This is a genomic window from Billgrantia montanilacus (genome assembly GCF_003336675.1).
GTDB lineage: Bacteria > Pseudomonadota > Gammaproteobacteria > Pseudomonadales > Halomonadaceae > Halomonas > Halomonas montanilacus.
The window spans coordinates 184,455-197,811 of sequence record NZ_QPII01000003.1; the positions used below are offsets into that span (position 1 = coordinate 184,455).

A 13,357-nucleotide genomic window follows, 5' to 3' on the forward strand; every position below is an offset into this window, starting at 1 on the left:
TGACTCCTGTTGTTATCGGTACTGAGCAGGATGTGTCTTCGAATCTATCGGCAACCTGCCTGCATGAAAAATTTGAAATCCTTATGCGCAGATAATCGGCGCGCAGGGTATTCGGCTCATGCTGCGATTAAAGGCCTGCGGGAGAGAGAAAGATTGAATAAATGCGACAGACTCCCTGAACGTGCGCACTGGTCCACAACGCGGGCAGAGCCGGATCGTCGGGCTGGGCGTCGCTTGGGAAAATTGGCTTGATGCCGCGGGAGCCGGGCGAAGGGGCAAGGCGGCCTAGAGCGCCGGGCGGCCCTCGACATGCAGGAAAAAGGGGTCGACCTTATCGCCGCCCGGCTCGCTGGCACGCTTGCGCATCTCCGATGGTGTCATACCGAAGGCGCTGCGGAAGTGACGGGAAAAGTGCGGTGTATCGGCAAAACCGCAGCGCTCGCCGATCTCGGTGATGCTCTTGCCGGTGTAGTGCAGCAGCCAGAGCCCATAGCGCAGACGCAGGTCGCGGGCGAACTTCTGGGGGCCGACGCCCAGCACCTCACGGAAGCGACGCTCCAGGTTTCGACGCGACGTACCGACGCGTTCGGCGAGCACCTCCATGGAAATGGCCTCACCCAGATGCTGCTCGAGCAGGGCGATGGAGCGACGCACCAGGCGATCCTCGACCTTGCCGAACACCACCGGCTGCGGCTGCGGATGAACCCCGGTGCGCCCTTCATCGAGCTGCATGATATGCAGGCTCTTCATGGCCCACGCTTTCCCCAGGTGCCGCTCGACCAGGTAGGCGGCCAGATCCGCCCCCGCCGCCCCCCCCGCACAGGTGATGCGATCACCATCATCGATAAAAAGCCGGTCGGCCACCGGCTCGATGGTGGGAAAGCGCTGAACCATGTCGTGATGGTGATACCAGCTGACACAGCAGCGCCGCTCCTTCATCAGCCCCGCCTGGATAAGCGCGAAGACCCCGGTGCACAGCCCGACCAGCGGCACCTGGGCAGCCGCCGACTGGCGCAGGTAGGCCAGCGCGGTGGTGTCGACCCGGTCCTGCTGGTCCTGAACGCCGCCGATCACCACGATGTAGTCGAATTCATCGGGATCCTGGAACGTCCGGCAGGGTGAGACCGCGGCACCGCAGCTGGAAACGGCCTCCTGGCCGGCGCTGGTCATGAAGGTCCAGTGACAGCGCAGCTGGCGGCTGCGATCGCCCTCGTCGGCCGCCAGGCGCAGGCAGTCGACAAAGGCCGCAAAGGGGAACAGGGTGAAGCGGTGCAGCAAGACGAAACCGACGGAGAGCGACGCCCCTGTTGCCATATCGATCAAGGAGGCGCTCTTATGGGCTCGGTCTGCAGCACGGGTAGTGCCTTTGATCTCGTTCATTTCACGACTCTAACGCATTCACCACGGCGGGCAACCAGTATGCGCTCAAAGGGAGCCTCCCGCATGCTGCCCCCTCCCACGCCTGGGGACTCGCAACGCCCACCGGGCGGTACCCGCCCGTGGCGCCGCTGGCGTGGCTCTGTGCGGTATACTCGGGAATGGTGGTGTTGCCCAGCTCGATGGCCCGGCGCGTCCAGAAGCGTGCGAAGAAAAAACACCCCGTACCCTTCTGACACCGAATCGGACACATCAGACATGAAAAGGGTAAGACAATGACGAATATACCTACAGACCTGCTGAGGACCTTCGTCACGATAAAGGACCTGGGAGGCTTCACCAGCGCCGGCGAGCTACTCGGTCGCTCCCAGCCGGCGATCAGCCTCCAGATAAAGAAGCTGGAAGAGATCCTGAATACCAAGATATTTCTGCGCGGATCGAGTCTCGAACTGACCGAGGATGGTGAATACCTCTATGAGTCCGCACGTAATATCCTGGAGATCAACGATCAGATCATTGCCAAGGTAAGAGGAGACAATGTTTCCGGCAAGGTGAGGCTTGGCATACCCAACGACTTCGAGTTGGCCTTTCTTCCCAAGGCACTGAGGAGTCTCTCGCGCGTCTACCCGAATATCATCGTGGAGGTAGACTGTGAAATCAGCAAGGTGATCCTTCAGCGATACCAGAAGGGCCACTACGACATTGCACTGGCCATGGAGCGCGCCAAGGAAAATGAGGATAGAGATGCCCGTGATTACCGGCTAGAGAGCTTGGATTGGGTTTACAAGGACAGTCGCCTCATCGATGGGGATGATGAGCCCATCCCCTTGGTCGCTTATCCGCAAGGCTGTGTGTATCGATCCATCATGGAGGAAGCCCTGCAGGGAAAGCAACACCCCTTCCGGTTCATGTATACGAGCACCAGCCTGCTGGGGATCTTCTCTGCCGTCGAGGAAGGGCTGGGTATCACCGCGATGGCCAAATCGGTCATTCCCGAAAACTTGAAACATGCCAGCAGTGCCAAGGACCTGCCGGAACTCGAAAGTGTCTGCATCGGCCTGCACTACAAGGAGCGTGAACTCAACATTGCCTCGCGACACGTACTCGACTTCCTTCGCTCGGGACTGGGTAACCTATGAGGGCAGCATTGCCAACCCAAAGCGGGCTGACAATGCCGGTGGCTTAACCGAAGGTTCGAGAAATCTTCTCTATGCACTCATCGAGTATCCGCTCGCCCTTCTCGGCCGTTGACTTCACCGGGGACGACAGCGTACCCGAGCTCGGCACCCAATTCGGATCAGGCGGAAAGACATCGTAAGGCGGGAACGCTGCCGGTGACATATCGACTACCTTCGACATGTCCACCAGGTCGGGGCGTATCTTCAGCATGATCGACGTCTCCAGCACACCGCCATGCTCGACTGCCCAACCCGAGAAGCCGTCAGGAAATACCTTCTCGATGGTGGCTTCGCTGATGAAATCCCAGTAGGAAAGCAGTACGACCTTGATCTCGATGCCGGCTAGCTTGGCATGCTTCACGGCACGGTCGGCCGCCTCCACCAGGAACATCGAATTCTCGTAGTGACCATTGAGCACGATGAACTCACGGTTGCCGTGCTCCATGAAGGCGAGGATCACGTCATACGCGTACTCTTCCAAGGAGCGCCCGCTTACGCAGGTGGTTCCAGGAAAGAAGTTGCCTCCCCCCGACTTGACCTGCGACTTGTAGCCATAGGCAATCGGCGGGGCGACCAACATGTTGCCACTACGCTCGGCCACCCGGCAGGCAATATGCTCAGGAATCAGGACATCGGGATTCAATGACATATGCGGCCCGTGCTGTTCGATCGCACCGACGGGCAGCAATATCCTGCAGGCGCCATCCGCCACCCTGTCTCGATAGGACATCCAGTCCAGCTCGGCCACCTTGATGCTATTCATCGGCTTTTCCCCTCCGGAATGGACTTTAGTGAGTATTGCTCACGGAAGAAGCTATCTTGCTGTACGGCACGCAGGATCGAGAACGCCATCAGTACCATGATCACCGAGAAGGGAAGCGCCGAGAGGATGGCTGCCGTCTGCAGGGTCGACAGTGCCCAAGTACCGCCTACCAGCAGCAGCACGGCGGCGATGCCTCCCTCCATGACGCCCCAGAAGATACGGTGCCGTGACAGCGGATGCGGATCCCCTTCGCTCAGTATGGTGGTAATAACCAGGGTGCCCGAGTCAGACGAGGTGATGAAGTAAGTCGCCACCAATATAGTGCCGAAGAATCCTGCCAACACACCTACAATACCCAAATCCATCGCCGAGAACGTTGCATAAAGTGCAAGGGATACATCATTGGAGACCGCATCGGAAATTCCCCCACTGCCGAACAGTTCCTCGAAGAGTGCCGTGCCGCCATAGGCGGACAGCCATACGAAGGAGAGCAGTGAAGAGACACCTACCACACCAAAGATGAATTCGCGGATAGTCCTACCCTTGGAGACGCGAGCCACGAAGACGCCGACAAACGGGGCCCAGGACATCCACCATCCCCAGTAGAAAACGGTCCACCAGCCCTGCCAGGAGTCCTGCCAGGAATCGACCCCATTGGCAGCCGTGGCGTTGCTGCCGGTATAGAAGCTCAAGGGAATCACCGTTCTCAGGTAGTCACCCATGGAATCCAGGAAACCACCGATAATGTAGCGAGTCGGACCGAAGATGAAGAAGAAGGCAAGCAGCAGAAAGGTGAGCCACATATTGGCCTGGGAGAGATACTTGATGCCCCGCTTCAAACCGGTAAGCACGGAGATCAGAGCCAGCACGGTGATCACACCAATCAGCGCGACCTGCACCAAGCTGCTGACAGGCACACCCCACAGATAATTGAGACCAGCATTGATTTGCTGGACACCAAGCCCCAGGGAGGTAGCAATACCAAAGAGGGTGGCAAAGACTGCAATGATATCGATGAGGTTACCAATCCACCCATTGACCCTCTCTCCCAGGATTGGATAGAGCGTGTAGCGAATGCTGAGTGGTTTCCCGTAGCGATAGGCCATCAGCGCCAGGCTCAGAGCAACGATACAGTAGATGGCCCACGCATTAAGTCCCCAGTGGAAATAGGCCAGGCGCATTGCAACGTCAGCGGCTTCTCCATCTCCTACTGCCGAGGAAAAGGGTGTGCCGTGGGAGAGATGCATGATCGGCTCGGCAATGGACCAGAAGATGATACCAATGCCCTGCCCGGCAGCATAGAGCATGGCAAACCAGGTGAAGTAGCCGAACTCCGGCTTATCTTCATCGTTGCCAAGCTTCAAGCTTCCATACTTGCTTAACGCCAGGCCGACGAGAAAGATAAGAAAACTTGCTGCCAATCCTACATACCACCAGTTGAAGTAGAAGGTCACATAGGTTCTTCCCCTGTCGATCAGCTCGGTGGTCGTTTGAGGGAAGAGGATGGCGAGCGCGATGAAAGCCGCTATGAGGGCGACAGACACCAGAGTAACCAGTGGATTAACCCCCCTGAAGGGGCCTGAGTGAAGGACCATACCGAACACTCCTATGATATTGTTCTTGTACGCAAAAAGGGGGCCATGCCCCCTTCTATGCTACGTGACGATGTTGTGCTCTGGGCCGTACGGGAACCCGGTGATGTTTTCGGCACCGTGCTCGTTGACCACAAGGATGTCGTGCTCTCGATAGCCACCGGCACCTGGGTTGCCTTCCGGAATCGTGATCATCGGCTCCATGGAGACCACCATGTTGGGTTCGAGCACCGTCTCGATGTCTTCGCGCAGCTCCAGGCCAGCCTCGCGACCGTAGTAGTGGCTCAAGGTACCGAAGGAGTGCCCGTAGCCGAAAGTGCGGTACTTGAGCAGGTCATGCCTGGCGAAGATATCGTTAAGCTCGTGTGCGATATCGCAGCAGCGCACCCCGGGCTTGATCAGCTCCTGGCCACGCCGGTGGACTTCGCAGTTCGCCTCCCACAGCCGCAGGTGCTCGTCGGAGGCGTGCTCGCAGAACAGGGTCCTCTCCAAGGCAGTGTAGTAGCCAGAGATCATCGGGAAGGTATTCAGGCTCAGGATATCGCCGGGTTGGACGCGACGGCTGGTCACCGGGTTGTGGGCGCCGTCGGTATTGATACCCGACTGGAACCAGACCCAGGTATCCATCAGCTCGCTGTTGGGATAGGTCTTGGCGATCTCGCGCACCATGGCACGCTGGCCCGCCAGGGCGACCTCGTATTCCGGCACCCCGGCCGCAATGGCATCGCGCACGGCCACCCCGCCCACGTCGGCAATCCGCGCACCCTGGCGAATCAGCGCGATCTCCTCGGAGGATTTGATCATGCGCATCTGCATGCTCGGCACGCCGATATCCACCAGCTCCACGTCACCCAGGGCCGTCAACAGCTTCTGCTGGTTCTGCAGCGTCAGGTGATCGAACTCGACGCCAACCCGGCGGCGACCTTCGCAGAGCTGCTTGACCACCTTGAAGAAGTTGTCCTTCTGCCAGTCGGTATAGACGATATTGTCGCCCAGGCGATTGCGCCGCCAAGGCTGACCGCCGTCGATATTGGCTGTCACGGTCGTGAATCGGTCTTGAGTGACGACAAGGCCATAATCACGCCCAAACTTGCAATAGACGAAATCGCTGAAGTAGTTGATGTTGTGATATGACGTCATCACCACGGCGTCAATATCATTGGCTGCCATGGTCTTCCTGAGGCGTGCCAGCCTTCCTTGCATCTCGGCGTCCGAGAAAGTGGGAACAACCTTTTCCCCATTGGGAATCTCGATCATCGATGGAAGTTGCATCTTGTTATCTCCTTCATCCTCAAGCGACTTGCGCCGCGGGGTTTTGACCCAACCTGAAATGCTTCATTGCGTACGGTTCTGCTGTACGGACGAATATGGCCAGCGGAAGGAGGCAGCACCAATGACTAGTGCAAATCGGTCCATTGGCCACGGCAATGCCCAGGTATTTCATAGGGTTGGAGGGGAACTGTTGGCATTTACGGTCGCCGAAGTGCCACCTGAGGAGGGTATTCCATCAGGGAAGAGGCTCCGTTACCGGGGCCGTGTCGAGGCGGTGTTAGAAGGGAGGTAGCAGAAGGTAAGGTACTAGATAACAGAAAGGGCCCACGACAAGCGTCGTGGGCCCTTGAATTCGTGGCGCGCCCAGAAGGATTCGAACCTTCGACCCCTGCCTTCGGAGGGCAGTACTCTATCCAGCTGAGCTATGGGCGCTTGCTTGCTATGAAGCGGCAACATCGTAACCGTCAGCGCACGGACTGTCCAGCCTGGTCGTCCCGCAGCCGTTGTTATCCGTCGCCCCCGAAGATACGGTACCGCTCACTTACCCCGCCGGACTCCTCGGCACGGCGCGTTGCCCCTTCCAGCTGCTGCGCGAGAACGACAGCGCTGCCCGCCGTGCCACTCTCGAGCATCCCCTTCACCTCGGCCCGGGCCCGGGCCACCTCGGCTTCGAGCTCCGCCGCCATGTCGGCGCGATACAGCCCCTCTTCGGCCTTGAGCAGGGCGTACTCCGTACCGGCGAAGCCGGCCAGTGCCACCGCCGTCGTCGCCGCGCCGGCCAGCAGCGCACCCGGACCGGTGGGTGCGGTGGCGGCAGCCGCGGTGCCGCCGGTGGCCAGGGAGCGGGCGCCATGAACGCCCAACCGCGCCACGATCCTGCCGGCCACCACTCGCGCGCCCCTCGCGGCGGCACCGGAGGCGAGCCGCTGGACAAGGACGCGACTGGTGACGAAGCCCACCACCGCACCAGCCCCGGCCGTGCCCCAGCGGGCCGTATCCCACTGCCCCTGGAAGGCCTGGCTCAGCGACAGGTCGAGATCGATGGTGTGGATCGCATCGGCGCTGGCCGAGGCTCCCGCTGCCTGGCGGTCGGCGAAGCGGGCATGCAGCGTCCGGCCGATATCCAGCGCCAGGGCCTGGTGGGTCAGCGCCAGTTGGGCCGGGAAATCCGCCTTCAGCTCAGCCAACGCCGATGCGAAGCCGCTCTCCTCGATGAGTCGCTCGGAGAGCTGCGCTTCGAGCCATTCATCCAGATCGCCGACAATGGCAACGCCCAACCGGTGATAGCTGCCCCGCGGCGAGAAGTACCAGTCGAGATAAGCCGGCACGGCCGCTTCGAGAGGGGCAAAGCTGGCATCGACCCGCTCGTCGATCCAGGGGTGCATCTCCTGCTGCAGACGGGCTTCCGCTCCCTGGGTGAGCTCGGCAAGTTCACGACCGAAGGCGGCATGGGTCTCGGTATCCAGGATCAGCGTTTCACCGCTGACCACGACCTGGAACAGTGGGGCGTCACTCCGTTTCTGCAGGGCTTGGTACCCCTGGGTCAATGCCACCATCAGCAGTACGACGAGCAACAGGGAGACGCCCCATGGCAGCCAGCCATGCGCGCCCCCGAACCCACCTCGCCCTCCTGATGTCGTCATTCGTGCCCCACTCCTCTTTTCACCGGCCCTATCCATCGTCCCTATCCATCGAGCCTATTCATCAGCCCTGCCCATCGGCTCCCTGTCCATTAGCTCTCTGTCCACCGGCTTGCCCAGCGCCTCCAGGATCGCACCGCGCAGGGCTTCCGCACCCAACAATAGACGCACGTAGGCCCAGGCAAAGGCGCTCTGCACCAGCAACAGCAGGAGCCAGCCCACCAGCACCAGGCTCTCGTTGAGCTCGCCTCGCTCGGCGGCGTTCTGCATCGCCCAGTACTGGGTGACCTCGAGCGCCCTGGCCAACCGCTCGAAGAACCCCAGCAGGGAATCGTGGCCATCGCCGGGAACATGGCGCATCAGCGCCTCCTCCCAGCCTAGCCCCACCAGGTAGGGCTGTGGCAGCCACAGCGCCAACACCACCAGCGACACCGCCAGGAGGACACCGAGTGGCCATGCGAGCAGGCGTCGCGTCACCCCCGGCACATACTCGGCGACGACGTGGCGCGCCAGACGCCGACGCATGACGCGGCGCAACAGGACCAGGCCAACGACACCAACCAGCAGCAATGGCCAGTAGACCGGCGAGAGCAGGCGTAGTTTCACCAAGATCAGCAGTGCCAGCAGGATGCCCAGCAACTGATGCCAGGCGACCATCACCAGTCCGCCACGCAGCCAGCGCTGCCAGGGTGAGGCGGCCTGGAGGTACTGACCCAGCCAGGCGCGGCGCCGCAGCCGTGCGGCCTCCAGGCCGCCGGCAAAGATCAGTTGGGCCATGATGACCCAGGCCGGAAGCAACAGCAGGTCAGAGAGACCGGACCCGGCCAGCGTCCAGAGCAGCAGCAGGAGCACGACCAGGGCCAGGTGGCCATCACGACGAAGCAGGAGCCACCATCCTGCATTTGCGAGCCTGGTCATGTAGCTACCCCCGTGTCGTGCTGTTGCCAAGCCTGCGATATCGCGCTCGGCAACGGCAGGACCGACGCAACCCTCAGGTGGCCTCCACCATCTCGCTGACCTTTCCGAGGATATGGCGGCCGATAGGAATGGCAGAGGTGGCCGCCGGCGAAGGGGCGTTGCAGACATTCACCGTACGGCGGGTGTTCACGAACAGAAAGTCGTCGATCAACCGGCCATCACGCGAGACGGCCTGGGCACGCACGCCCGCGGGCCAGGGCTCGAGGTCGTCCAGGGTCAGGCTGGGGCAGTACTTGCGCACTTCCGCGAGATAGCCCTTCTTGAACAGGGAGTTCTTCATCTCCACCAGGCCCGGCTTCAGGTTGCGGCCCAGCACCCTGAGCACCCCAGGATTGGTGAACATGCGCGCCATGTCGGGCAGCGAGATATCGCCCTTGCGGTAGCCTTCCCGCTTCAGTGCCAGCACCGCATTGGGCCCCAACGTCACTGAACCATCGATCATCCGGGTGAGGTGAACACCCAGGAACGGCATGGAGGGGTCGGGGATGGGATAGATGAGATGGTTGACGATACCGCTGTGCCGGTCGGGCAGCCGATAGTACTCGCCGCGAAACGGGCAGATGGTGAAGCCCGGGTTGCGCCCCAGCAGGCGTACGACCCGGTCGGCCATCAATCCCGAGCAGCTCACCAGGTAGCGGCTGTTGAATTCCCCTTGAGAGGTGGTGACGATCACTTCGCCAGTACGCTCGGCAAGCCCGGTCACGGCATGGCCATAGCGGATCTGACCGCCGTGGCGCTCGAATTCGGCCGCCATCGCCTCGGCGACCCGGGCGTAGTTGACGATGCCGCTGGAGGGCACGAATATCCCGCCGATGCCGGTGATGTTGGGCTCGCGCTCCTTGAGTGCCTCGGCCGAGAGCCACTCCCGCTCCAGCCCATTGGCCGCGGTGCGCTCCCACAGCGCTTCCATGCGCTGCATCTCCTGGCCATTGGTCGCCACCAGCACCTTGCCACAGATCTCGTAGTCGATGGCGTGACGCTCGCAGAATTCGCGAGTGGCGCGGTTGCCCTCCAGGCAGAAGCGCGCCTTGAGGCTGCCGGGGGCGTAATAGACGCCCGCGTGGATCACGCCGCTGTTATGGCCGGTCTGGTGGTGGGCAGGCCCATCCTCCTTCTCCAGCAGTGCGATCTTCTTCTCAGGAAAGCGTTCGATCAGCTGCATGGCAGTGGAAAGCCCGAGGATGCCGCCGCCAATGATAATGAAGTCGTGCACGCGCGCCCCTGTCGTCATCGAGTCATATCAGGATAGGTTCCCAACGATACCCTGTCGCAGGCCGCAGCTGCCATAGAACTCTGCCAGGAAGCGCCCGGGTGCCTCCCTGCGACGGCCGCAACAGGATCGTGGCCCCCCTCTCATGCCAAAGACATGGGCAACGGCGTTTTCCAGCGGTTTGGGTTATCGGTATACTACGCTGCATTGTGCGTTTCATGGTGTCTGCGGCTTCGTGTGCCGACGCCGCCACGAGCTGATAACGATTACAGGACCGTCGGGAGGTGGTGAGAGTGAAATCCAGCAAGTTGATCATGGGGTGTCTGGCCACCCTGGGCCTGACCGCAGGCGCCTCGTCCGTCTACGCCGAAGTGGACCGGGATGCCATTGCCGAACGCCTGAAACCGGCCGGCAACCTCTGCCTGCAGGATGAGGATTGCGGTACCGCTGCCGCCCGCGAAGCGGAAGGCGACACAGCTGCAAACGGTCTCGATGGCGAAACCATTTATGGCAATGTCTGCGCAGCCTGTCACGAGACCGGTGCTGCCGGTGCGCCGGTACGCAGCGACGAGGACGGCTGGGCCGAGCGCATCGACAAGGGTTGGGATACCCTGCTGGACCACTCCATCAACGGCTTCAATGCCATGCCTGCCCGCGGTGGCAACCCGAACCTCTCCGACGAGGAAGTCGCCGCTGCCACGGCTCACTTGCTCGAGCCGGTGATGGACGTGCCGGAAGTGGGTGGCGAAGAAACCGCTGCTGAGGAGCCCGCTACCGAGGAAGCGCCGACTGATGAGGCGTCGGCGGAGGACGCGGCCGCTGAAGACGAAGCCGTGACCGAAGAGGGCCCGCTGGAAGAAGAGGCCGAGGCTGCTGCCGTAGCTGTCGAAGACGCTCCGGTCGAAGAAGAAGCCATTGAGGAAGCCGCTGCCGAAGAAGAGGCCACTGGCGACGAGCCGGCCCACGCCGGTATCGATGGCGAAGCCATCTACAACCAGGCCTGCATGGCGTGTCACATGACCGGTGCCGCCGGTGCACCGGTTCGTGGCGACGAAGGTGCCTGGGGCGATCGCATGGAGCAGGGCATGGACACTCTCTATGACCACGCCATCAATGGCATCGGCGCCATGCCGGCCAAGGGCGGTCACGTCAACCTGTCCGATGACGAGGTCCGGGCCGCCACCGACTACCTGGTCGAGCCGACTCGCTGATTCGATTGTTGCGTTAATACAAACGGGGCGCCATTGGCGCCCCGTTTGCGTTGGTGGCAAGAGCCTTCAGCCCAATAAAGAGCGCAGCCCCGCAATGGCGTCCTTGCCCCGCGCCTGCTTCTTCTCGGGATCCTCCCGGTCGGGCTGGCCTTCCCAGTCGAGATCCTCTGGCGGCAGTTCATCGAGAAACCGGCTGGGGGCGCAGTCCATCAGCTCGCCGAAGGCCTTGCGCTGGCGCGCCAGGGTCAGGGTCAGGGTACGCCGCGCCCGGGTGATACCCACATAGGCCAGGCGTCGCTCCTCCTCCACGGTGCCCGCCTCGATGGCGTTGCGGTGAGGCAGCAGCTCCTCCTCGAGCCCCATCAGATAAACGTGAGGAAACTCCAGTCCCTTGGAGGCGTGCATGGTCAGCAGCTGTACCCGATCCGTGTCGTCCTCCTCGGCCTGCTGCTCGAGGATATCGCGCAGCACCAGCCGGGAGATGGCGGCTTCCACCGTATCCGTCTCGGTTTCCTCGCTGGCGGTGCTCTCATCGGGGCTGATGTCTTCAGGATCCGTTCGCATCGACTTCTCGAGCTGGTCGATGAGAATCCAGACATTGCCCATGCGCTTCTCGGCGATGGTCGGCGCGCTGGCGTTCTGGTAGAGCCACGCCGCGTAGTCCATCTCGTGCAGCATGCCGCGGATGGCGGCAATGGCGTCTCCGCCGTCCATCCGACGCCGGACCCCGTCGATGAAGTGGGTGAAGCGCCCCAGTCGCTCCACCGCACGGGCCGGCAGCTGCTGCTCCAGGCCCAGCTCGTGGCAGGCGGCGAACAGCGAGGCACCGCGCTCGGTGGCATAGTTGGCCAGCTTCTCCAGGGTGCCGGGGCCGATCTCCCGGCGCGGCACGTTGACGATACGCAGGAAGGCGTTGTCGTCGGCCGGATTGATCAGCAGCCGCAGGTAAGCCATGGTGTCCTTGATCTCGTTGCGCGAGAAGAAGGAGGTGCCGCCGGAAAGCTTGTAGGGAATCTGGTAGTGCTGCAGCTTGAGCTCGAGCAGCCGCGCCTGGAAGTTGCCTCGATAGAGCACCGCGAAGTCGCGCCACTCCGCCCGCTCCTTGATGCGCCGGGTGAGGATCTCGCTGGCCACCCGCTCGGACTCGGCCTCTTCATGGCGATTGACCACCACGCGAATCGCCGCCCCGTCGCCCATCTCCGACCACAGGGTCTTCTCGTAGACGTGGGGATTGTTGGCAATCAGGGTGTTGGCTGCGCGCAGTATGGTGCCGGTGGAGCGGTAGTTCTGCTCCAGCTTGATGACATTGAGACGCGGAAAGTCCTCGCCCAGGGTCACCAGGTTCTCCGGCCGGGCGCCACGCCAGGCGTAGATCGACTGATCGTCGTCGCCCACCACGGTGAAGGTCTTGCGCTCCTCCATCAGCAGCTTGACCAGCAGGTACTGCGAGACATTGGTGTCCTGGTACTCGTCCACCAGCATGTAGTGGATCTTGCGCCGCCAGCGTGCCAGCACCTCTGGATTATCGCGCAGCAGCACCACCGGCAGCAGGATCAGGTCGTCGAAGTCCACGGCGTTATAGGCCTTGAGGTGGCGCACATAGGCTTCGTAGACCCTGGCGGCATACTGCTCGTTCTCGTCGGCGGCATGTGAAAGCGCCTGCCCGGGCAGGATCAGGTCGTTCTTCCACTCGGAAATCTGATGCTGGACCTGGTTGATCTGATCGGCGTCGACCTGTGCGTCCTTGTTCATCAGGTCGCGCAGCAGCGCCTTGGCGTCCTCGGGGTCGAACAGCGAGAAGCCCGGCTTGTAGCCCAGTGCCTTGAGCTCACCGCGGATGATATTGAGCCCCAGGGTGTGGAAGGTCGAGACCGTCAGGCCATGGCCCTCCTTGCCCTTGAGCATCTGCCCCACGCGCTCCTTCATCTCCCGAGCGGCCTTGTTGGTGAAGGTCACCGCGGCGATGCGGCGCGCGCTCATTCCGCACTCCTGGACCAGGTAGGCGATCTTGGTGGTGATCACACTGGTCTTGCCGGAACCGGCGCCGGCCAGCACCAGGCAGGGGCCGTCGATATAGCGCACCGCTTCCTGCTGGCGAGGGTTGAGCTTGGCCAGGCGCTGCTTGATCGACATGAT

General features: G+C 61.8%; 10 protein-coding genes and 1 tRNA gene. 2 read left to right on the forward strand and 9 right to left on the reverse strand.

Features of this window, described 5'->3' with window-relative positions; all coding sequences use genetic code 11:
• Window positions 1-285 precede the first annotated feature (285 nt).
• On the reverse strand, window positions 286-1,380 hold the full coding sequence (locus DU505_RS06275) for a GlxA family transcriptional regulator (protein WP_245947789.1): 1,095 nt from the start codon (window positions 1,378-1,380) through the stop codon (window positions 286-288).
• A gap of 272 nt (window positions 1,381-1,652) precedes the next feature.
• Here DU505_RS06275 and DU505_RS06280 point away from each other — a divergent pair, with 272 nt between their 5' ends.
• Window positions 1,653-2,516: a LysR family transcriptional regulator gene (locus DU505_RS06280; RefSeq protein WP_114478135.1), complete on the forward strand. Its 864-nt coding sequence runs from the start codon at window positions 1,653-1,655 to the stop codon at window positions 2,514-2,516.
• A gap of 43 nt (window positions 2,517-2,559) precedes the next feature.
• On the opposite strand, the gene DU505_RS06285 is transcribed toward DU505_RS06280, so the two are convergent.
• The 7 genes from DU505_RS06285 to lhgO form a co-directional block, all read right to left on the reverse strand.
• A complete protein-coding gene (locus DU505_RS06285) occupies window positions 2,560-3,318 on the reverse strand; it encodes a creatininase (RefSeq protein WP_114478136.1) in 759 nt (252 codons plus the stop codon).
• The gene (locus DU505_RS06290; protein ID WP_245947790.1) at window positions 3,315-4,862 is read right to left on the reverse strand and encodes a BCCT family transporter; all 1,548 of its coding nucleotides are present in this window, start codon (window positions 4,860-4,862) and stop codon (window positions 3,315-3,317) included. The genes DU505_RS06285 and DU505_RS06290 overlap by 4 nt, the downstream gene beginning before the upstream one ends.
• A 111-nt stretch (window positions 4,863-4,973) precedes the next feature.
• Window positions 4,974-6,182 carry a M24 family metallopeptidase gene (locus DU505_RS06295; RefSeq protein ID WP_114478138.1) on the reverse strand — a complete coding sequence of 403 codons (1,209 nt, stop codon included), beginning with the start codon at window positions 6,180-6,182 and terminating at the stop codon, window positions 4,974-4,976.
• A 355-nt stretch (window positions 6,183-6,537) separates the two neighbouring features.
• A tRNA-Arg gene (locus DU505_RS06300) sits at window positions 6,538-6,614 on the reverse strand.
• A gap of 74 nt (window positions 6,615-6,688) precedes the next feature.
• Complete coding sequence (locus DU505_RS06305; RefSeq protein ID WP_114478139.1) at window positions 6,689-7,825, reverse strand: hypothetical protein; 1,137 nt, start codon at window positions 7,823-7,825, stop codon at window positions 6,689-6,691.
• 54 nt (window positions 7,826-7,879) lie between these two features.
• Complete coding sequence (locus DU505_RS06310; protein ID WP_114478140.1) at window positions 7,880-8,740, reverse strand: hypothetical protein; 861 nt, start codon at window positions 8,738-8,740, stop codon at window positions 7,880-7,882.
• A 73-nt stretch (window positions 8,741-8,813) separates the two neighbouring features.
• A complete protein-coding gene (gene lhgO / locus DU505_RS06315; RefSeq protein WP_114478274.1) occupies window positions 8,814-10,013 on the reverse strand; it encodes an L-2-hydroxyglutarate oxidase in 1,200 nt (399 codons plus the stop codon).
• 290 nt (window positions 10,014-10,303) lie between these two features.
• On the opposite strand from lhgO, the gene DU505_RS06320 reads away from it, so the two are divergent.
• Window positions 10,304-11,221 (forward strand): c-type cytochrome, encoded by a 918-nt coding sequence (locus tag DU505_RS06320; protein WP_114478141.1) that lies wholly within the window; start codon window positions 10,304-10,306, stop codon window positions 11,219-11,221.
• 66 nt (window positions 11,222-11,287) lie between these two features.
• Here DU505_RS06320 and rep read toward each other — a convergent pair whose 3' ends face one another.
• Window positions 11,288-13,354 carry a DNA helicase Rep gene (gene rep / locus DU505_RS06325; RefSeq protein ID WP_114478142.1) on the reverse strand — a complete coding sequence of 689 codons (2,067 nt, stop codon included), beginning with the start codon at window positions 13,352-13,354 and terminating at the stop codon, window positions 11,288-11,290.
• Between the last annotated feature and the right edge of the window lie 3 nt (window positions 13,355-13,357).

What these genes read in the sequence shown, in the direction of transcription:
- DU505_RS06285 (WP_114478136.1), bottom strand. Translation starts at nt 3,318, where the DNA reads ATGAATAGCATCAAGGTGGCCGAGCTGGACTGGATGTCCTATCGAGAC.
- DU505_RS06275 (WP_245947789.1), bottom strand. Translation starts at nt 1,380, where the DNA reads ATGAACGAGATCAAAGGCACTACCCGTGCTGCAGACCGAGCCCATAAG.
- DU505_RS06310 (WP_114478140.1), bottom strand. Translation starts at nt 8,740, where the DNA reads ATGACCAGGCTCGCAAATGCAGGATGGTGGCTCCTGCTTCGTCGTGAT.
- DU505_RS06305 (WP_114478139.1), bottom strand. Translation starts at nt 7,825, where the DNA reads ATGACGACATCAGGAGGGCGAGGTGGGTTCGGGGGCGCGCATGGCTGG.
- rep (WP_114478142.1), bottom strand. Translation starts at nt 13,354, where the DNA reads ATGTCGATCAAGCAGCGCCTGGCCAAGCTCAACCCTCGCCAGCAGGAA.
- DU505_RS06295 (WP_114478138.1), bottom strand. Translation starts at nt 6,182, where the DNA reads ATGCAACTTCCATCGATGATCGAGATTCCCAATGGGGAAAAGGTTGTT.
- DU505_RS06280 (WP_114478135.1), top strand. Translation starts at nt 1,653, where the DNA reads ATGACGAATATACCTACAGACCTGCTGAGGACCTTCGTCACGATAAAG.